Origin of the sequence: Streptomyces sp. Mut1 (genome assembly GCF_030719295.1) — a bacterium.
GTDB lineage: Bacteria > Actinomycetota > Actinomycetes > Streptomycetales > Streptomycetaceae > Streptomyces > Streptomyces castrisilvae.
Genome location: NZ_CP120997.1, coordinates 2,199,071 through 2,218,843 on the forward strand (window position 1 = coordinate 2,199,071; position 19,773 = coordinate 2,218,843).

General features: G+C 72.6%; 19 protein-coding genes. 6 read left to right on the forward strand and 13 right to left on the reverse strand.

All coding sequences use genetic code 11. From position 1 onward, the window contains the following. Window positions 1-6 precede the first annotated feature (6 nt). The gene (locus tag P8A18_RS09395) at window positions 7-1,044 is read left to right on the forward strand and encodes a rod shape-determining protein (protein ID WP_306053403.1); all 1,038 of its coding nucleotides are present in this window, start codon (window positions 7-9) and stop codon (window positions 1,042-1,044) included. Between the two features lie 21 nt (window positions 1,045-1,065). Then, complete coding sequence (locus P8A18_RS09400) at window positions 1,066-2,649, forward strand: GAF domain-containing protein (protein ID WP_306053404.1); 1,584 nt, start codon at window positions 1,066-1,068, stop codon at window positions 2,647-2,649. Between the two features lie 16 nt (window positions 2,650-2,665). On the opposite strand, the gene P8A18_RS09405 is transcribed toward P8A18_RS09400, so the two are convergent. Then, window positions 2,666-3,100: an Lrp/AsnC family transcriptional regulator gene (locus tag P8A18_RS09405; protein ID WP_018556477.1), complete on the reverse strand. Its 435-nt coding sequence runs from the start codon at window positions 3,098-3,100 to the stop codon at window positions 2,666-2,668. Window positions 3,101-3,215: 115 nt separating this feature from the next. On the opposite strand from P8A18_RS09405, the gene P8A18_RS09410 reads away from it, so the two are divergent. The 4 genes from P8A18_RS09410 to P8A18_RS09425 all read left to right on the forward strand — a co-directional run bounded on the left by P8A18_RS09410 (window position 3,216) and on the right by P8A18_RS09425 (window position 8,165). Then, window positions 3,216-4,424, forward strand: a complete 1,209-nt coding sequence (locus P8A18_RS09410) for a nitrate/nitrite transporter (protein ID WP_306053407.1) — start codon at window positions 3,216-3,218, stop codon at window positions 4,422-4,424. A gap of 83 nt (window positions 4,425-4,507) precedes the next feature. Then, a complete protein-coding gene (locus tag P8A18_RS09415; RefSeq protein ID WP_371933651.1) occupies window positions 4,508-5,965 on the forward strand; it encodes an acyl-CoA synthetase in 1,458 nt (485 codons plus the stop codon). Further along, window positions 5,958-7,325: a carboxyl transferase domain-containing protein gene (locus tag P8A18_RS09420; protein ID WP_306053409.1), complete on the forward strand. Its 1,368-nt coding sequence runs from the start codon at window positions 5,958-5,960 to the stop codon at window positions 7,323-7,325. Before P8A18_RS09415 ends, P8A18_RS09420 begins: the two co-directional genes overlap by 8 nt. 45 nt (window positions 7,326-7,370) lie before the next feature. Then, window positions 7,371-8,165 (forward strand): VOC family protein, encoded by a 795-nt coding sequence (locus tag P8A18_RS09425; RefSeq protein ID WP_306053411.1) that lies wholly within the window; start codon window positions 7,371-7,373, stop codon window positions 8,163-8,165. A 10-nt stretch (window positions 8,166-8,175) separates the two neighbouring features. Here the strand turns inward: P8A18_RS09425 and P8A18_RS09430 are convergent, their stop codons facing one another. The 12 genes from P8A18_RS09430 to P8A18_RS09485 are packed head-to-tail and all read right to left on the reverse strand — an operon-like array spanning window position 8,176 to window position 19,555. Continuing rightward, window positions 8,176-8,586, reverse strand: a complete 411-nt coding sequence (locus P8A18_RS09430) for a holo-ACP synthase (protein ID WP_306053412.1) — start codon at window positions 8,584-8,586, stop codon at window positions 8,176-8,178. Next, entirely contained in the window at window positions 8,583-9,953 is a 1,371-nt protein-coding gene (locus P8A18_RS09435; RefSeq protein WP_306053414.1) for a S8 family serine peptidase, read from the reverse strand. The genes P8A18_RS09430 and P8A18_RS09435 overlap by 4 nt, the downstream gene beginning before the upstream one ends. Further along, window positions 9,950-11,536 carry an amino acid adenylation domain-containing protein gene (locus P8A18_RS09440; RefSeq protein WP_306053415.1) on the reverse strand — a complete coding sequence of 529 codons (1,587 nt, stop codon included), beginning with the start codon at window positions 11,534-11,536 and terminating at the stop codon, window positions 9,950-9,952. The genes P8A18_RS09435 and P8A18_RS09440 overlap by 4 nt, the downstream gene beginning before the upstream one ends. Then, window positions 11,533-12,102: an RBBP9/YdeN family alpha/beta hydrolase gene (locus P8A18_RS09445; RefSeq protein ID WP_306053417.1), complete on the reverse strand. Its 570-nt coding sequence runs from the start codon at window positions 12,100-12,102 to the stop codon at window positions 11,533-11,535. The genes P8A18_RS09440 and P8A18_RS09445 overlap by 4 nt, the downstream gene beginning before the upstream one ends. A 13-nt stretch (window positions 12,103-12,115) precedes the next feature. Continuing rightward, window positions 12,116-12,397 carry a phosphopantetheine-binding protein gene (locus tag P8A18_RS09450; RefSeq protein ID WP_306053418.1) on the reverse strand — a complete coding sequence of 94 codons (282 nt, stop codon included), beginning with the start codon at window positions 12,395-12,397 and terminating at the stop codon, window positions 12,116-12,118. 7 nt (window positions 12,398-12,404) lie between these two features. Then, on the reverse strand, window positions 12,405-13,940 hold the full coding sequence (locus P8A18_RS09455) for a coproporphyrinogen-III oxidase family protein (protein WP_306053419.1): 1,536 nt from the start codon (window positions 13,938-13,940) through the stop codon (window positions 12,405-12,407). A gap of 23 nt (window positions 13,941-13,963) precedes the next feature. Continuing rightward, window positions 13,964-14,278, reverse strand: coding sequence for a 4Fe-4S dicluster domain-containing protein (locus tag P8A18_RS09460; protein WP_306053420.1), 315 nt, complete (start codon window positions 14,276-14,278; stop codon window positions 13,964-13,966). A gap of 14 nt (window positions 14,279-14,292) precedes the next feature. After that, entirely contained in the window at window positions 14,293-15,375 is a 1,083-nt protein-coding gene (locus tag P8A18_RS09465) for an aminotransferase class IV (RefSeq protein WP_306053421.1), read from the reverse strand. Continuing rightward, on the reverse strand, window positions 15,372-16,625 hold the full coding sequence (locus tag P8A18_RS09470; protein WP_306053423.1) for an ATP-grasp domain-containing protein: 1,254 nt from the start codon (window positions 16,623-16,625) through the stop codon (window positions 15,372-15,374). Before P8A18_RS09470 ends, P8A18_RS09465 begins: the two co-directional genes overlap by 4 nt. Further along, window positions 16,619-17,224: a bacilysin biosynthesis protein BacA gene (locus P8A18_RS09475; RefSeq protein WP_306053425.1), complete on the reverse strand. Its 606-nt coding sequence runs from the start codon at window positions 17,222-17,224 to the stop codon at window positions 16,619-16,621. The genes P8A18_RS09470 and P8A18_RS09475 overlap by 7 nt, the downstream gene beginning before the upstream one ends. Beyond that, on the reverse strand, window positions 17,221-18,318 hold the full coding sequence (locus P8A18_RS09480; RefSeq protein WP_306053426.1) for a branched-chain amino acid aminotransferase: 1,098 nt from the start codon (window positions 18,316-18,318) through the stop codon (window positions 17,221-17,223). Before P8A18_RS09480 ends, P8A18_RS09475 begins: the two co-directional genes overlap by 4 nt. After that, the gene (locus P8A18_RS09485; protein WP_306053427.1) at window positions 18,311-19,555 is read right to left on the reverse strand and encodes a DUF6421 family protein; all 1,245 of its coding nucleotides are present in this window, start codon (window positions 19,553-19,555) and stop codon (window positions 18,311-18,313) included. The genes P8A18_RS09480 and P8A18_RS09485 overlap by 8 nt, the downstream gene beginning before the upstream one ends. Between the last annotated feature and the right edge of the window lie 218 nt (window positions 19,556-19,773).

A 19,773-nucleotide genomic window follows, 5' to 3' on the forward strand; every position in this document is an offset into this window, starting at 1 on the left:
CCCGCCGTGACCGTCAGCCTTGAGCAGTTGCGCCGTTGCCATGTCGCCGTCGACCTCGGGGCCTCCCGTACCCGGGTGTACGTCAAGGGACCCGGCCTCGTCGTGGACGAGCCGAGCGTCGCCGCCGTCAACATCCGTACCGGCTCGCTCATCGCCGTCGGCGCGCTCGCCGAACAGATGACGGGACGTACTCCCCACTACATCCGGGTCGTCCGCCCCGTGTCCGGCGGGACCGTCGTGGACATCGAGATGGCCCAGCGCATGCTGCGCCACCTGCTCGGCGAGAAGCTCCGCCGCCAGCTGCGCCGCAAGCCCTGGCTGCGTGCCGCGGCCTGCATCCCGCACGAGAGCGATCCGCTCGCCCGCCGGGCCGCCGTGGAGACCCTGGTCGGCCTCGGCGCGCGCCGGGTCGAGCTCGTGGACACCCTGATCGCGGCGGCCGTCGGCTGCGGGCTGCCCGTCGAGCAGCCGACCGCGACCATGATCATGGTGTGCGGGGCGGCGACGACGCAGATCGCGGTGCTCTCGCTCGGCTCGATCGTGACGGCGGTACGCCTGCCGATCGGCGGCGACGCGATCGACCACGCGGTGATCCAGCACCTGCGCCAGTACCACGAGCTGATGCTGCCGAGCCAGTCCGTGCGCCCCCTCCAGCTCGCCCTCAACGGCAACGGGCTGACCGCGCAGGGCCCTTCGGTCACCGAGATCCACGGCCGGGACGTGGCGACCGGGCTCGCCCGGTCCGTCGAGGTCGACACCGCCGCGATCCGGCAGGCGATCCACCGCCCGCTCACCGCGGTCCTGGACGGCCTGGGCAAGGTCCTGCGGGACTGCCCGCCCGACCTGGTCGCCGACCTCGCGGACTGCGGGATCATGATGGTCGGCGGGAGCGCCCTGCTGCCCGGCCTCGAGCAGATGCTGCGCGACGCGACGGGCATGCCGGTGCACATCGCCGAACGGCCCGACGCCTGCTCGATCCTGGGCCTGGGCGCCATGCTGGACGGGGAGATCAGCCCGATGGTCCTCGATCCGCTGGCCGGCTGACCGGCGCGCCGGGAACGGCCGATGACCGACGAGCCGGCCGGCGCGGCACCGGACCGCGGCCTGCCGGAGTCGCCCCTGCTGCCACGGCTCCTGGAAGCGGTGCTGAGCGTCGGCTCGGACCTCGAACTCCGGGCCACGCTCCAGCAGATCATCGACACCGTGACCGCCCTGACCGGCGCCCGGTACGGGGCGCTGGGCGTGCTCGACCCCGGGCACGGCACGATCCGCGAGCTGTTCGTCCGCGGGATGAGCGAGGCCGAGCAGGCGGCCATCGGCGACTTCCCCGACGGGCACACGGGCATGCTCGGTGCCCTCGTGGACGCGCCGGGGCCGGTGCGCTCCGACGACCTGTGTACCGACCCGCGCGCCACCGGCGTCCCGCCCGGCCATCCCCCGATGCGCTCGTTCCTCGGCGCCGCGATCCGGGTCCGGCACGAGGTCTTCGGCAACATCTACCTCGCCGAGAAGACCACCGGGCACTTCACCGAGACCGACGCCGGGCTGCTGCGGGTCCTCGCCGCGCAGGCCGGCATCGCGATCGGCAACGCCCGGCTGTACGAGAGCGCCCGGCAGCGCGAACGCTGGATCGAGGGCGCGGCCGCCGTCACCAACACCCTGCTCACCGGCGAGAATCTGTCCGACGCGCTGACGACCGTGGCGGAACGGGCCCGCATCCTCAGCGACGCGGCGGCCGGGGTGATCCTCCAGCCCACCGACGAGGGCGGCATGGAGATCGTCGTCGCCTCCACACAGGAGGACCCGGCCGGGCTCGTGGGCACGGCCATCGCGCCCGGCTCCCCCGTCCTGGTCCAACTGCTGGGCGGCGAGGCGGTGTTCATCGACGACTCGGCGACCGATCCCCGGATGACGACACCGGTACGGTCCCGCTTCGGCCCCAGCATGATGCTGCCGTTGCAGAGCGGGGGCCGGCTCATCGGGACCCTCGCCCTGCCCCGCGGGCGCGGCGCCCGCCCGTACACCGACCTGGACCGGCTGCTGGCCGCCCAGTTCGCCTCGCAGGCGGCGCTCGCCCTGGTGCTGGCGGACTCGCAGCACGACCGGGAGCAGCTGGCGGTGTACGAGGACCGCGACCGGATCGCGCGCGACCTGCACGATCTGGTCGTCCAGCGGCTGTTCGCCACCGAGATGATGCTGGAGTCGACGCGCCGCCGGGCCGGTGCCGGGGAGACGAGCGAGCTGCTCTCCAAGGCGGTGGACGAGCTGGATTCGACGATCCAGGAGGTGCGGACGGCCATCTTCGCCCTCCAGCAGCCGCCCGCCGAGGCGCCCGCCACCTTCCGGGGCCGGGTGCTGCGGGAGACCGGGGGCGCGGCGGCGGTGCTCGGCTTCCAGCCGTCGGTGCGGTTCGCCGGGGCGGTGGACGCGCTCGTGACGGAGCCGGCGGGCGGGCGGCTGCTCGCCGCGTTGCGGAGCGCGCTGGCGGCGGCGCACCGGAGGGACGGGGTGTCGGCGATCGAGGTGGCGGTGGACGTGACGGCGACGCTGCCGGACGGGCGGGGTGCGGTCCGCCTCACGGTCGCGGACGACGGGCGCGATCCGGACGGTACGCGGGCGCCGGTGGTGACATGGGAGGCGCCGCTGTGAGCCGGGGCGTTGGCGCTTATGGGCCGCCGGGCGCCGCTCTGAGGGCGACACGGGTGTGGGAGTGCGCGACGCCCGCCTCACGCTTGAGGCGGCGCAGGAGGGTGTCGAGCGCCGCGGTGTCGGCGGCGGTCGCCCGTACGAGATAGTCGTGTCCGCCCGTCACGTGCACCACCTCGGTGATGCCAGGCAGGGCCAGCACCGCCCGTTCGAACGTCTCGTTGGTGGTGTCCATCCGCAGGGTCACGTCGATGAAGACGACGAGTCCGGTGCGGGTGTCGGCCGCGGGGTCGATGATCACGGTGAAGCCGCGGATGACGCCGTCCTTGCGCAGCCGCCGCACCCGGTCGGCCGCCGCGTTGGCGCTGAGCCCGACCCGTACGCCCAGGTCGCGGTACGAGATCCGGGCGTCCTCCTGGAGGACACCGAGGATTTCCCTGTCCAGACGGTCCATGGTCCCAATTGTCGCAGCTTCGGCGCGGATGAGAAGCCGGGCGGGGGCCGGAACCCCTCCCCCGTATGGCGCAGGCCGACGGGCTCGCGGCCCGTGCCCGACCTTGACTGGCCGTGTGGACACAGCAGTGAAGCAGTCACCCGCACCGTCCGGAGCCCCGGCCGCCGCCTACCGCAACCTGGTGATGGCCACGATCGGCTTCACGCTCACGTTCTGGGCCTGGAACCTGATCGCGCCCATGTCGGCCGATTACAAGGACCGCCTGGGGCTGAGCTCGTTCCAGCAGTCGCTGCTGGTCGCCGTGCCGGTGCTGGTCGGCTCGCTGGGCCGTATCCCGGTGGGCGCGCTCACCGACAAGTACGGGGCGCGGGTGATGTTCCCGCTCACCTCGGCGCTGACCGTCGTGCCGGTGCTGCTGCTGATCCCGGCGAGGGACTCGTACGGGGCGATGCTGGCGGTGGGCTTCCTGCTGGGACTCGGCGGGACGACGTTCGCGATCGGCATTCCGCTGGTCAACTCCTGGTTCCCGCCCGCCGATCGCGGCCTCGCGCTGGGCATCTTCGGCATGGGCATGGGCGGGGTCGCGCTGTCCGGCTACTTCACCCCGCGCATCGCCGGGCACGGCGACAACCTGCCGTTCCTGGTGGTCGCCGCCGCGCTGCTGGTGTACGCGGCGCTGGCCGCCCTGCTCGTCAGCGACCGGCCGGGCCGCCAGGTGCCGGCCGATTCGCTGGTCCACCGGCTGGGCGCGGCGGGCAGGCTGCGGGTCACCTGGGAGCTGTCCGCGCTGTACGCGATCGGCTTCGGCGGCATCGTGGCGTTCGGCGTGTACCTGCCGACGTACCTCAAGACGTGGTACGCGCTGTCGCCGACCGACGCCGGTACGAAGGCGGCCGGGTTCGCACTGGTCACGGTCATCTTCCGGCCGATCGGCGGCCGGCTGTCGGACCGCATGCACCCGGCGCTCGTCACCTCCGCGGCGCTGGGCGTCGCCGCTCTCACCGCCATCGTCCAGGCGTTCGACCCGCAGCTGTCGCCGGGCGGCACGATCGCGCTGCTCGTGATGGCGGCGGGCCTGGGCACCGCGAGCGGCAGCGTCTTCGCCCTGGTCTCGCAGGTGACCCCGCAGGCGAAGGTGGGCAGTGTGACCGGGATCGTCGGCGCGATGGGCGGGCTCGGCGGTTTCGTGCCGCCGCTGGTGATGGGCGCGATCTACAGCGCGAAGGACTCGTTCTCGATCGGTTTCATGCTCCTGTCCGACCTGGCCCTGGCGGGCTGTGTGTACGCGTACGGCCGCATGCGGAGCATCCAGCGGGACGGGTGAGGGAACCGTCACATCCCGGGCACCCCTGTTCGAGCGGGATTCGAGGGACGGGGACGCGGTATCGCTCTAGGGTGCCCAGGGTGATGCCACTTCTGCCTGCACTCCAGGACGTGTCCGGTCCGGCGGCCGCCCGAGAGGCCGTCCGGTTCGACGAAGTCTCCCTGACGTACGCACAGCTGACCGAGGTCACGGACGCGCTCGCGGCCCGGCTCGCGGGCGCCCGCCGGGTCGCCGTCTGGGCCACACCGACCGCGGGGACCGTCGTCGCCGTGGTCGCCGCGCTGCGGGCGGGCGTACCGGCCGTACCGCTGAACCCGAAGACGGGGGAACGGGAGCTGGCGCACATCGTCGCGGACAGCGCGCCCTCGGCGGTGCTGGCCTCGCCGGACGACGTGCTCCCGCCCGCCCTGGCCGCCCTGGAGCGGGTGGACGTCACCACGACGGCCACCGGGCCCGCCCCCGCGGCGCCGTCCGAGCCGGACCCCGAGGCCCCCGCCCTGGTCGTGTACACCTCCGGGACGACCGGGCCGCCCAAGGGGGCCGTCCTGCCGCGCCGGGCGCTCGCCGCCTCGCTGGACGCGCTGGAGGACGCCTGGCAGTGGACCTCCGAGGACGTCCTCGTCCACGCGCTGCCGCTGTTCCATGTGCACGGCCTGATCCTCGGCGTGCTCGGCCCGCTGCGCCGGGGCGGTTCGGTGCGCCACCTGGGCCGGTTCTCCCCCGAGGGCGTGGCGCGGGAGCTGGGCGCGGGCGGCACGATGCTGTTCGGTGTACCCACCATGTACCACCGGCTCGCGGAGGCGCTGGCGGACCCCGACGCCTGCGCCGGTCTCACGAAGGCCCTCGCGGGCGCCCGGCTGCTGGTCTCCGGGTCGGCCGCGCTGCCGGTCCACGACCACGAGCGCATCGCGGCGGCGACCGGCCGCCGGGTCATCGAGCGGTACGGCATGACGGAGACCCTGATGAACACGGGCGTACGGGCCGACGGCGCCCCGCGCCCCGGCACGGTCGGACCGCCCCTGCGCGGCGTGGAACTGCGCCTCGTCGAGGAGGACGGCAGCCCGCTCGCCGACGCGGAGTCGATCGGTGAGATCCAGGTGCGCGGACCGAACCTGTTCACCGGCTATCTGAACCGCCCCGACGCGACGGCCGCCGCGCTCACCGGGGACGGCTGGTTCCGTACCGGCGACATGGCCACGCTCGACCCCGACGGATATGTGCGCATCGTCGGCCGCAGGGCCACCGACCTGATCAAGAGCGGCGGCTACAAGATCGGCGCCGGCGAGATCGAGAACGCCCTGCTCGACCACCCCGGCGTCCGGGAGGCGGCCGTCACCGGCGAACCGGACGCGGACCTGGGCGAGCGGATCGTGGCCTGGGTGGTGCCGGCCGACCCCGCCGCCCCGCCCACCGCCGACGCGCTGGCCGGTCATGTCGCGGCCCAGCTCGCCCCGCACAAGCGCCCGCGCACGGTCCGCTACCTGGACGCCCTGCCGCGCAACGACCTGGGCAAGATCATGAAGCGGGCGCTCCATGGCTGAGCGGCTGACGGCACGCGAGGCGATCGGCGCGCTCACCGCCGACTTCACCGAGTCCGCCGCCCCCGCCGGGGACACCGCCGGCGACGGCCCGCTCGGCTGGGCGGGCTACGCCGACTCCCGGGCGCGGGCCACCGCCCGTACCGGCGAGCAGGAGTCCGTCGTCCACGGCACCGCCACGGTCGGCGGGCATCCTTGCGTCCTGATCTCGTTCGAGTTCGGCTTCCTGGGCGGCTCGCTCGGGCAGCGCACCGGAGACCGGCTGGAGGCCGCGTACGAGGAGGCCATAACCCGGCGGCTGCCGCTCGTCTCGCTGATCGCGACGGGCGGCAGCCGCATGCAGGAAGGCATGATCGCGCTGACCCAGCTGCACCGGGTGGCCCGTGCGTCGGCCCGGCTGCGGGCGGCGGGACCGGCCCAGCTCGCGGTCCTGCGCGACCCGACGACCGGCGGCGGCTGGGCCACGCTGGGCGCGGGCGCCGATGTGATCCTGGCACTGCCCGGGGCGCAGGTCGGGTTCGCCGGTTCCCGGGTGCGTCCGGCGGACGCGGACCCCGCCGCGTACGGGGCCGAGGGCCAGCTCGCGGCCGGTTCCGTCGACGCGATCGTCCCGCCCGGGGAGCTGCCGGCCACGGTGGGCCGCTGGCTGGGCCTGCTCGCCCACCACGACGCCCCGCCCGCGCCCGCCCCGGTCCCGGACGCGCTCGGGGCGACCGATCTGCCCCGCACGGGCTGGGACGCGGTCCTGCGGGCCAGGGCGGCGGACCGGCCGCGCGCCGGGGCCTACCTGGACGCCTACTTCGGCCTGCGCCTCCCGCTGAGCGGCGACCGCTGCGGCGGGACGGACCCGGGGCTGCTCTGCGGGTTCGGGCTGCGCGAGGGGCGGCCGGTGGCGTACGTGGCGCAGTGCGGCACCGCGACGCGCCCGGCCGGGTACCGCACGGCGGCCCGGGTGATCAGGCTCGCCGACCGGCTGGGGATCCCGGTCCTCACCCTGGTCGACACCCCGGGCGCGGCCAACGACGCGGAGGCGGAACGTTCCGGCGCGGGCGCGGCCATCGCGGACGCCTTCGCGTCGATCGCGGCGGCCCGGGTCCCGGTCACGACCCTGGTGATCGGCGAGGGCGGATCGGGCGGCGCGCTGGCCCTGGCCGCGCCGGACCGCACGCACGTCACCCCGGACAGCTACTTCTCGGTCATCGCCCCCGAGTTGGCCGCGGCGATCCTGAAGCGGGACCCGGACCGCGTCCGGGCCACGGCCGGCCAGCTGCGGCTGCGCCCGCAGGACCTGGTGGACCTGGGCGTGGCCCGCTCGGTGGCCGGTGCGCCGGGCCGACGCGCAGGAGCGGCCGAGGGTGGCTAGCGTGGACAGAGGGGGCAGACCCGTCACCCGAGGAGATGACCCACCATGCCCGCAGAAGCAGAAGGCACGCCGTGCTGGGCGGACGCGACGGTCGGCGACCTCGCCGAGGCGAAACGCTTCTACGGTGAGCTGCTGGGCTGGACGTTCGGCGACACACTGGCCGAGTACGGCAGCTACACCCAGGCCTTTGTGAACGAGAAGGCGGTCGCCGCGCTGATGCCCCGGCAGTCGGAGCAGATGCCGACCGGCTGGTGCCTGTACCTGGAATCGCCCGACGCGGCGGCCACCGCGTCGAAGATCCGCGACAACGGCGGCACGGTCCAGGTGAAGCCCATGCAGGTCGGCGAGTTCGGCACGATGGTGGTGGCCGACGACCCCGGCGGGGTCACCTTCGGCGTGTGGCAGCCCGGCAGCCACAAGGGCTTCGGGGCCCGGACGGTGCCCGGCGCCTACAGCTGGGCCGAGGTCTTCACCCGTGAGCCGGAGAAGGCGGACGCCTTCTTCCCCGCCGTCTTCGGATACGGCGTGCAGCGCATGGCCGACGACGCGGTCGACTTCACCCTCTACGACCTGGGCGCGGACCCGGTCATGGGCCGGATGAAGATGACGGACGACTTCCCGCCCGAGGTGCCGCCGTACCTGAACGTGTACTTCACGGTCGCGGACTGCGACGCTGCGGTGGAGAAGGCGAAGTCGCTGGGTGCGACGCTGCGGTTCGGCCCGATGACGATGCCGTTCGGCAGGTTCGCGGCGCTGACGGACCCGGACGGCTCGCCGTTCTCGCTGATCGACAGCGGGACGACGGGCGGTGAGATGCCGAAGCTGGAGAGGGTGAGGTGACGTAGCGCGTTCACGTCTCGTCGCCGATCCCCGCCACCATCGCGTGCGCCTGGGCAGCCGTGTGCGTGAGGCTGATCAGCCAGGTGCGGACGCCCGCCGCTTCCGCCAGCGCCGCGGCCCGGCCCGCGAGGTGGAGGGAGGGCTTCCCGCCGGGCGCCCGCCGGACCTCGATATCGGTGAGCGGCGCCCCGGCCAGGCCCGTGCCCAGTGCCTTCAGCACCGCTTCCTTGGCCGCGAACCGGACCGCGTACCGCTCCGCCGGGTCCCGAGGGATGTCGCAGTAGGCGCGCTCGGCCTCGGTGAACGCCCTGGTTCTGAAGGCCGGTTGGCGGGTGAGCACGCCCCGTATCTCCGCCACGTCCGCGAGGTCCGTGCCCACGCACAGGACCCGCCGGCCGACCAGGCCTTCCGTCCATGTCATGGGAGGCGCGCTGCCGTGAGCAGGCCGTAGCCCACCGCCTCGTTCGGGCAGACGCCGCCGCAGTCGTCGCCGGTCAGGGTCCGCCCCTCCGTCACCGGAAGGCAGGCGCCCGCCAGGTCTTCGGCACTCAGCGCGCGGCCCTTGCCGACGCCCTGCTGTACCGCGAGCGCCACCACCCCGGCCGCGTACGCCGTCGCTCCGGACGTCCCGCTGGACACCAGCCAGCCGTCGTCGGGGGCGGTCCCGTCGTACGCGCTGTTGCGGCGGTCGAACATGCACCCGGGCTGGGTCGGGAACACCACGTAGTCGCCGTTCGGCAGCATTCCGCACGGCCCGGACAGGTCGGGCACCCGCCGGCCGGGGAAGACGTCCGAGCGGTAGCTGGACGCCAGGTCGGCGGCCCGCCTTTGTCCGTCCGGCCCCACGTGGACCCCGCCGACCGTGATCGCGCCCGGTGTCGCCACCGACTGGAACATGGCGGTGCGCCGGTCCGTCGAGCCGTTCCCGGCGGCGAACAGGACCGTGATCCCGCGCCGCACCGCGTTCGCGACCTCCAGGTGCAGGTGCGGCTCCGCGCGCAGGGTGCCCCAACTGCACGAGATGACGTCCGGTGCCAGCTCCACCGCCCGCTGGAAGGCCGCCAGCGGGAAGGAGAAGCTCTCGCAGGCCATCTTGACCATGGTGAGGTCGGCCCGGGGCGCGACCGCGAGCAGCAGCGCCGACATGGCGGTGCCGTGGCCGCGTTCGTCCACGGCGGGGTCGAGGGCGGACAGGCCGGGGACGACCGTCGTGCGGTAGCCGTGGGCACGGTGGTGCGGGTGGCCGTACAGGCCGGTGTCGACCATCACGACCCGGACGCCGTCGCCCCGGACGCCCGCCGCGTGCGGCCGGCCGGCGCCGGCGACGCGGACGGCGTCCTCGGGCAGCCGCAGATACCGCGCGTCGGGCGGGAGCGGCGGGGTGGCCCCGGCACCCAGCTCGAAGCCGGCACGCGGGGCCCGTACCTCCTGGACCAGGCCGGCGTGGAGCCGGGAGCCGAGCGGGCCCGCGGCGGCGAACTCGTAGCGGACCGTCTCCCGGATGTACTTGTTCCGCACCGGCCGCACCGGGTGGCCGAAGACCTCCGCGAGCAGGGCGGGGGCGCCGGAGACGGTGAGGCCGGCCTCGGTCCTCGCCTCGACGGCGAGCCCCTCGCGGGTGTAGGCGTCGGCCAGCCGGTCGATGGTTCCGGGAGCCGCGAGGAACTCCTCGGCCCGGTGCCCGAGGAGCAGCGCGGGGTCGTCGCCGAGCGCGAGACCGGTGGCCGAGCGGGGCACGACGGTCACCACGCCGCACTGCTCGAACCGGGCCAGCTCCTTCTCGGTCACCTGGACTTCGCCCCCTCTCCGGGCCCGTCCGCGAGGGCCCGCAGCCGGTCGCGGTCGAGTTTGCCGGACGGCGTGAGGCTCACGTCCCCGTCGGCCAGGAACTCGACGCGGGCCGGCAGCATGTAGTCGGGCAGCCGCAGCGCGAGCCGCCGGCGCAGCTCCTCCTCGCGCGGCCCGGTGCCGGCGTCCTGCCGGCCGAGGACGAAGAGCATGATCGCCCGGCCGGTCAGCGGGTGGGCGACCGGGACCGCGCAGCAGTCCGACACCCCGTCCACGGCCAGGGTCGCCGCCTCCACCTCGGAGAGGTGGACGAGGTTGCCGTTGATCTTCAGGGCGTCGTCGCGGCGCCCGAGGAAGACCAGGGCGCCGTCCTCCGGCCGGCGGCGCACGTAGTCGCCGGAACGGTAGTAGCGCCCCCCGGCGCCCGCCGGGTCCTCGACCACGGCCCGAGCGGTGCGCTCCGGCTCGCCGCAGTATCCCGTCATCACCTGCGCGCCCCCGATGAGGAGTTCACCGGTCTCCCCGTCGGCCACCGGCCGCAGCGCGTCGTCCACGACGAGCACGTCCACGGCGGGCAGCGGATGGCCGATGGGCAGGAACTCCTCGCCGTCCTTGCCGGGGGTGCCGGTGAGGAAGAGCGTGGCGCTGTGCGTGGTCTCGGTGGGCCCGTACCCGTGCACGTACCGCAGTCCCGGTACGAGGGCGGAGAACGCCTCCAGGACCGACACCGGGCAGGACTCGCCGCCGAACCACAGCCGCCGCAGCGAGCCGAGGTCGCGCCGCCCGGCGTCGCTGAACCGGCTGACCAGCATCCGGATCACGGACGGCACGAGCAGCGTGTCGGTGATCCGCCACTCCTCGATCGCGCGGGTGACCTGGGTGGGCATGCGCAGCCGGGGCAGCAGGTGCACGGTGCCGCCGACCAGGAAGGTCGACCAGAGGTCGACGACCGAGGCGTCGAAGAAGAGCGGCGCGACGTTGAGGAAGCGCATGCCGTCCTCGAAGCCGACGGTCTCCTGCACCCCGGTCAGCAGGGCGCACATCGACCGGTGGCTGATCACGACGCCCTTGGGGGTGCCGGTCGAGCCGGAGGTGAAGACGACGTACGCGTCGTCGTCGGGGGTCCGTCCCCCGGTGCCGGCCGGTCCCGGCGCGGCCTCGGCCGAGGGGTCCCAGCCGGTGCCCGCCTCCCCGGGGTCCCCGCCCACCGTGACCACCGTCCCGGCCGGCGCCCCGTCGAGGAGTTCCCGGTGGGCGGGCTGGACGACGGTGACCGTGGGCGCGCACGTGCCGAGCAGCAGCGCGATCCGGGCCGCCGGCAGCGACTCGTCCAGCGGCACGTAGCGGGCGCCGAGGCGCAGCGCGGCCCACATGACCGCGACCGAGGCGGCGGACTTGTCCATCACCATCGCGACGGTCCCGCCCCGGCCCACGCCGAGCCCGGCGAGGAGACCGGTCAGGGCCTGGACGCGCCGGGCGAGGGTGCGGTACGAGACCTGCTCCCCGGTCTCCAGGTCGACGACGGCGGTGGCCCCGCTGTCCCGCCGCCGCTCCAGCAGTTCGTCGGCGAAGGCGACGCTCATCGTTCCTCCAGCGGTGTCCCGTCGAGGCGGCGGCGGACCGCCTCCAGCAGCTCCGGGAAGGTGTCCATCTGCTGGTCGTAGGAGCCGAAGTGGCCCATGCCGTCCATGGCGTTGAAGGTGGAACCGGTCAGCTCGTGCAGTTCCTCGGCGACCGCGAAGGGTACCCAGGGGTCGTCCTTCGAGTGGAACTGCTCGATGAACGACTGGTTGGCGCGGATCGCCTTCCAGTCCCACGGGGTGTCGAAGAAGCCGCTGCGGCGCTCCAGTTCGAAGCCGCAGTCGTGGTGGTGCCCGGCGACGGCGAAGGTGCCCAGGAGCGGTGCCGTCTCCGCGTACCGGAAGGCGGTCAGCGCGCCGGACGAGTGGCCGACGATGACCGTCCGCTCGTCCGGGCGGATGACGTCGGTGAGGTAGGGCAGCCAGTAGCGCATCCGGCCCTTGATGGGGTCGGGGAAGGTCTCGGCCACCACCTCGACGCCGAGGGCCTCCAGTTCCCGTTTCAGGTACGGGAACCAGATGCCCTCGACGCTCGCTCCGGCGTTCCCGTGGATCAGCACCACGCGCACGTCCGAGTGGATCTCAGACAGGGGACACCTCGTCTTCGAGGAGTTCCTCCAGGAGACCGGAGAGGGAACCCAGGGTCGCGAAGTTCTCCGTCGTCAGCAGCTCGGGTTCGAGCTCGATGTCGTAGAACGTCTCGAAGGCCAGGGTCAGTTCGATCATCTGGGTCGAGTTGAGCGACAGTCCGCCGTTGAACAGCGGGGTGTCGGAGGCGAGTTCGACCAGCTGCTGCGGGAAGATCTGGGCGATCACCCCACGGAGGTCGTCCTCGATCTCCGCCTGGGTCTTGCGGGCGTCCATCGGTGGATCAGCTCTTCTCGGGTTCGGCGGGGGTGCTCTCCTTGGCGGTCTCCTCCGCCGTCTTCGGGCGGGTCTGGAGGAAGAGCGGGGTCCGCGGGATGTTCTGCGCGTCCTGGTGGAAGGGGTTGCGCTTGTTCTTCAGCGACAGGTACATCGTGCGCCGGGCGCGGGCCTTCTCCTCGTCCGAGTAGAAGAGGAAGGCGATGTTGCCGGCGTTCTCGCGGCCGACCTCGGTGAGGGTCAGGTCCTCGTCGGTCTCGATCGCGTAGCCGCCCTCGACCAGCCAGTCCACCTCGCGGCGGTACTTCTCGAAGTTGGCGACGTCGGCCTTGCGGACGGTACCGAAGACCGGGAAGAAGACCATGACCCGGTTCTCGACCTCGTCCTCGGAGCAGATGCGGCCCTGCTCGATCGGGATGATGCCTTCCTCGACCTCCCGCATCCACCGCTCGACGTCGGTGTGGTTGCGGTAGCTGCGCTCGCCCATGTAGTTCTCGGCGGCGGGGCCGATCCCCAGGGTGTAGCTGGCGCGGTAACCGTTGCCGCCGCAGGCGTGGTTGAGGCCGATCTCGCCCGCGTCGTCGAGGTGGGTGAAGAAGTTGATCAGGAGCTGCTTGTCGTAGCCGTACCCGGCCAGACCGTCCTTGATCTGCCGGTACTGCTCGCGCTCGATGGCACCCGACGGCTTCACCTCGGCGACCTTGCCGGCCCGGATCTGCTGGTCGAGGCGGGTGCCCTCCCACTGGTTGAAGCGGTACGTCTGCACGAAGCTGGGGCGCAGCTCGCCGCAGATGCCCTCCAGGTCACGGCCGAGGACCTCGTCGTCCTGCCCCGGCAGGTTGTACATGAGGTCCAGGGCGAAGGTGCGGATGCCGGCCTTGCGGATGTTCTCGGCGGTCTGGTGGACCTGCTCGACGCTGGCCTTGATGGTGAGCTTGCGGCGGATGTCCTCGTCGAGGGTCTGGACGCCGAAGGAGATACGGGTGATGCCGAGGGACTTCAGCATCTCGATGTAGCCGTCCTTGGACAGGCCGAGCGGGCTGCCCTCCAGGGAGATGCCGTCGACCTCGCTCAGGTCGAACTCGCGGTGGACGGCCTCCAGGATGGTCGCCATCGACTCCTGTTCCAGCGCGGACGGCGTGCCGCCGCCGAACTGGACGTACCTGACCTTCGTGCCCTCGAAGTACTTCGAGCGGGCGTTGCGCTGGATCTCCTTGACCATGGCCTGGACGAAGCGCTTCTGCCGCTCGCCCTGGTACTTCGCCGCCGACTCCTTGAAGCAGGCGCAGAAGTTGCAGAAGGCCTCGCAGAACGGGATGTGGAAGTAGAGCAGGATGTCGGTCTGCTCCGGGTGGGACTGGCGGTCCAGGAAGGAGAAGTACTCGGCCTTCTTCCCCTCGTTGTCGAGGGCGTCCTGGAAGGCGCAGATCTTCGGGTAGAACCAGGTGACGTTGGTGCGCTTCTCGGGGCTCTCGAACTCGTCCTTCAGATAGAAGTTCGAGTCGAGGCCCAGCATGAAGGGGTTCTCGACGTGGGTCGTCATGACCTAGGCTCCCGCTCTTTCGGTCAGGAAGGCTGGCTGGAGGGCTCGGTGGGGGCCTCGGCTGGTTCCCCCTTGGTGCCCCGGCTCTCGAAGATGACCGGGTACTTGTTACTCATCTCGCCGTTGATCTCGATCCACTGGAACTTGTCCTCCGGCAGGTCGACGTCCGCCCAGATCGCCTCGGGCGGGCATTCGGCTACGCACGCGTTGCAGTCGATGCATTCCTCGGGGTTGATGTAGAGCATCTCGGGACCCTCGTGGAAACAGCTCACGGGGCAGACGTCCACACAGTCCGTGTACTTGCAGCCAACGCATTCGTCGGTGACGACGTACGCCATGGTTCTCTCCTCCCTCAGGCGTGGACGGGCGCCACTTCGGTGATCCGCCGCATCCAGCCGAACCGGTCGACGGACTCGCCCCGGTGGATGCCGTCCAGCAGGTCCCGGAAGCGGGCGGTCACCGGGCCGGCCTCCTGGGACGCGAGCCGGTACTCCTCGCCCTGGTGGCCGAGGGAGCCCACCGGGGCCACCCCGGCGGCCGTGCCGGTGGCGAAGCACTCGGTGACGGTGCCGTCGGCGATGCCCTTGAGGACCTCGGCCAGCTCAACCGGCCGCTCCACGACCTCGGTCCCCGCGTCCCTGGCCAGCTTCACGACGGAGTCGCGGGTCACGCCGGGCAGGACGGTGCGGTCGAGCGCGGGCGTGGTGAGCACGCCGTCGATCACGAAGAAGGCGTTCAGCTCGCCGATCTGCTGGATGAAGCGGCCCTGCGGCCCGTCGAGCCACAGCACGTGGTCGTTGCCGTAGTTGTCGGCGATCTCCCCGGGCACCACGCCCGCCGCGAGCCCGCCCGCGGTGTTCACGTCACCGGTGCCACCGGGCCAGGCCCGTACGTATCCGTCCAGGGTCAGGGCCTTCAGCGGCTTGGCCTCGGCGGCGGCCGGCACCGAGCCGAGCACGTAGAAGAGGCAGTCGTCCGCGGGTCCCGCGGTCAGGCCCGAGCCGTCGGCGGCGAGCACCGCGCGCAGCCGCAGGCAGGACCCCGCCTCCCGCGCCAGCCAGCCCTCGTCCAGCTCGACCATCGCCCGTACCGAACTCCACACCCGGTCGAAGTCGACCTGCGGCATCGCGAGACGGCGGGCCCCGTTGTTCAGCCGCTTGATGTGGCTGTCGGGACGGAACACGGCGACCGTGCCGTCCGCGAGCCGGTACGCGGCGAGCTCGTCGATGACGCTCTGCCCGCTGAGCACGGCGGCGGCCGTGGGGCGCAGCGCCGGGACGCTGTCCCGGTCGGCCACGGTCAGCCGCTGCCAGCCGCGCCGCTTGCCGGTCCGCATGAAGAAGGCGTGGTCGGTGAGGACGGCACCGGCCGGCCCGTCCGCCTCGGGCCTGGGGCGTGGGGTGGTCGTGGGGGTGACGGTCAGTTCGTTGCTCATGCGGGGACACCTTCCTTGTCCTGGTGGCCGACGCCGTCGACGTCGACCCTCACGTCTGCGAGGACCGAGGCGACGAGGCGCTCGACCCGGTCAAGGTCGCCCTCGAAGTGGATACGGGCGACCCGGTTGCTGAAAATGTCGCCCGGGTCGAGCACCGCCCCCGGCTCGGCCTCCGGAAGCAGGCCGCGGAATTCGGCCGCCTCGGTGAAGGCGTCGATACCGGGGAGCGTTCCGGCGAAGGCGCCGGGCCGGTCGGTGGTGACGAACGCGAGACCCGCGCTGACCGGCGACAGCGCGCCGGGGTCGTGGACCACGCCGCGTGCGGCGTCCGCCGTGGCCGCGCACAGGTCCACGCCGGGGCCCGCGAGCACCAGTTCGGGGATGTTGTCGCCGGCGAGCCGGGCCCCGACCTCGATCAGGACGGGGCCGCGGTCGCGGTCGATCCGGGCCTCGATGTGGAACGGGCCCACCGTGAGGTCGAAGCCGGCCACGACCTCGCGGGCGAAGCGTTCCAGGACCTCGCCGTGCGGCGAGCGCTCCGGCGCGGTGGCGATGTGGCCCATCTCGAAGAAGTCCGGCGGGGTGGAGAGGAACTTGGTGGTGACGCTCGCGAGGTGCGGGCCCTGTGCGTCGACCCAGCCGTCGAGGGAGAACTCGGGGCCCTCCACGTACTCCTCGACCAGGGCGGTCCGGCGCGGGTCCGGGTGGAACTTCACGTCCTCGCCGGGGTCGTGGACGACGGCGCAGGCCCGTGCGTAGGCGTCCTGGTCGTGGCAGAGGCTCACCATCAGGCTGCCGCCGCAGTCGACCGGCTTGACGACGACCGGGAACGGCAGCGGGCAGGGGCCCGCGTCCCCGGGGCCGACCACGACCGAGCGCGGGTGGGCGACGCCGCGCTCCACGCAGCGCCGGCGCATGACGTCCTTCTGCCGCACGGCCTCGGCCGCCCCGGCGCCGAGCGCGGGCAGCCCGAGGGTCCGGGCCAGCTCGGCGGCCTCCTGCACGGCGTACTCGAAGCCGGCGACCACCCCGGTCGGCGCGGTCCCGGTCTTCGCGGCCGCCTCCTCGACCAGGCTGAGCAGCCCGGCCACCCCCGCGTCGGGGTGCCAGTCGACGACGGTCGCCCCGGAGCGCACCTCGGGCGGCAGCAGTTCGGGGAACTGGGTGGGAACGAGGCAGGGGACGCCGGCGGCCACCATGCGGGCGGTGAGCCGGACGCCGGCCGACAGGGGCTGGACGACGATCAACATGCGTGCGTGCTCCCCGTGTCGGTGCCGGATTCGTCACCGGGGGTCCGGCCGACGTGCAGGGTGAAGATCATCGGCACCGGGCCGAAGTTTCTGATCAGCCTCAGTCCTTCGGCGGCGGCAGCGGGCCCGGTGGTCACACATGCGTCGTACTGTCCGGCCGCGCACAGCGCGGCGGCGCGCGAGTTGCTGCTGGTGAGCGTGACGTCGCCGAGCCCGGCCACCAGGCTGCTGGGCGCCGGGTGGCTGACGATCGTGGCCGTGCCGGAGTGGTCGGGGCGTCCGGCCAGGACCATGTCGTGGGTGTCGAGGATGAAGCTGTCGGCCATCTCCAGGCGGTGCAGGTTCTGGAAGACGAGGTCGTGCAGCCGGGGGTAGACGGCGCAGGCGAGGATGGCCTCGGTGCCGTCGAAGGCCATCGCGTCGAGGCCGTCCTCCACCTCGGTGTGCAGCGTCACGTCCCCCGCGATACCGCGCCCGGCGAGCCAGTGGTGGGCGGCCTTCTCCAGGTTGGTGCCCATGGGGCCCAGCGTGTGGATCACGGTGACCCTCGAAAGCGCGCCCTCACGGTCGCCCTTCAAGGCCGCGTTGTTGTCGCTCATGCGCGTCGTCCCCCGTTCTCGTCGGCCCGCCCGATGGTCCGCAGCCAGCCGTGCGCGTCGGGCGTACGTCTGTGCTGGGCGTCGAGCAGGCTGTTGCGTAGCAGCGCCGTCATCGGTCCCTCTCCGCCGTCGCCGACGGTCATGTCCTCGCCGCCGATGCCGACCCGGCCCACCGGGACGACGACACCGGCCGTGCCGCAGGCGAACATCTCGGCCAGCCGGCCGGAGCGCAGCCCGTCGCGGACGGCGTCGATCGTGGTGTGCTCCTGTGCCGCCGCGATCCCCCGGTCCTGGGCCAGGGTCAGCAGCGAGTCGCGGGTCAGGCCGCGGACGATGGTGCCGTCGCACGGCGGGGTCGACAGCCGGGGCTCCGTCCCGTCGCGCCAGACGAGGAAGACGTTCATGGTGCTCAGCTCCTCGATCCGGCTCCGTTCGAGCCCGTCGAGCCACAGCACCTCGTCGTACCCGGCGGCCTGTGCCTCGGTCCGGGTGAGCAGGCCGGCGGCGTAGTTGCCGGCGCACTTGGACTCACCGGTCCCGCCGCGTACGGCCCGCACCGTGTCGGTCGACGTGGTCACCGAGAGCGGCCGGAAGTCGGCCCCGAAGCAGGGGTCGGCCGGGTAGGCCAGGATCACGCACCGGTAGCGCCTGGAAGGCCTCAGCCCCAGGTCCGGCTCGGTGGCGATGAGCAGCGGCCTCAGGTAGAGGCTCTGCCCGTAGCCGCCGGGCACCCACTGCTCGTCGGCCGCGACCAGGGCGGCGCACGCCCGTACGAACAGCTCGGCGGGCATCTCGGCCATCGCGAGCCTCGCGGCGGACCTGGCCAGGCGTCGCCCGTGGTCCTCGGCCCGGAAGAGGTGCACCGATCCGTCGGCGGCCCGGAACGCCTTCAGGCCCTCGAACACGGCCTGCCCGTAGTGGAGTCCGAGGGTGGCGGGGTCCATCGCGAGATCGGACCAGGGCTCGACGCGCGGCTCGGACCAGCCGGTGCCTGCGTCCCAGTCGACGACGGTGGTGTGTCCGGTGGAGTGACGGCAGAAGCCCGGGTCCCTGAGGATCGCGTCGAGCTCCGCGGTGCGGCGCGGCTCAGACATGGACTTCGGAACCCCACAGGCCGAGCGGTGCGAGAGGCCCGCCGTACCGGTCGGGTTTGCCCTCCGGGCGGCGCAGCAGCGTCCCGAAGAGGAAGTCCACGGCCGCCGACCGGTAGGCCGCGTCGTCCTCGGTGCGCTCGATCTCCTCGATCAGGCCCACGAGTTCACGTACCGACGCGACGATCCGTGCCTTGGAACCCAGACATCGGCGCCCCTGGTCGTCCTGGGTGAACAGCCCCTGGGACGCGAGCCAGGTACCCAGTGCGAAGCCGGTGCCCGCGTCGAAGTTGCGCAGGGGCTCGGGCTGCGCCGGGTAGCGCAGGAGCCGTTCGAGAATGATGTATTCGAAGACGATCCGGCCGTACGGCACGTCCTCCTCGAAGCAGGCGATGGCCGACAGCATGTCGACCTTCAGCTCCTCCAGGAGTCCGGGCCGCCAGGTCGTCTTGATCGCCAGGTGCTGGTCGAGGGGGCGCGGGCCCGTGTGGTGGAAGTAGTCGTGCATGTATCCCCAGACGCAGCGCGCCTGGTAGGTGTCCTCCGGGTCCACGTCCGCGGAGACGAGGGTGTCCTCACCCTCGAAGGGCGAGCCGGGTCCGCACAGACGCTCGGTGATCGCCAGGGTCTGGGCGTAGATCTCGGTGTGCCGGTTGAAGAAGAACCAGGCGAAGTTCTGGTCGGTACACCGGGTGGCGGAGGGGATGTTCTCGGGGAAGAAGACCACGCAGTTGCCCTCCCGCAGACCGCGCGAGGCGGACAGCAGCCGGGTCGACTGGAAGACGGCCTTGGGGTGCGGGTAGGCGGCCTGGAGAGCAGGGGTGCTCTCGGGGTCCTCGCGGATCACCGAGAACGCTTCGATGTGGACGTCGTGCCGGTCGCTGTTGGGCAGCGTCACGGGCCCCACGAAGGCGGCGGCCTCGCCGTCCCTGGGCGCGGGCACGCTGTCGCGGGTGGCGTCGAAGTGCGGTACGCCCTCGCAGTCCGCGTCCTGCCAGGCCCGCAGGTCCTTGCAGGTGGCGGCGATCTGCGCCTGCGGCATCAGGCCCCGCATGCCCTCGACGGCGGTACAGATCGCGTCGATGGCGGAACGTATCTCCTCGTCGGAGCCCGCCGGAGCGGCACCGGACGGCTCACTTCCGCCGGCCCGGGGCCGACTGCGCAGAACTCTCAGGGAGTTGACCGCGGGAACGACGTTTCGCTCGAACTCCAGAAGTGTGGCGACAGTACGCGGCCCCACAGCACCCCCCGTTAGTGCCCCTCGGATGAGTCCCGCAGAGGGAACGTGCCTGATCGGCGCCTCATCCGAACCGTTCGATCCAGGAAGCTAGCGGCGTGACTCCCCAACAGGCAAGGGTTGTTCGGATGTTGGTACATCACCCACTTCCTTCCCCGCTCAGCGGACGCGGCCGCGATCCTGGTGTAAGGCCTGCGGGCGGCAGCCGGGTGCTTATACTC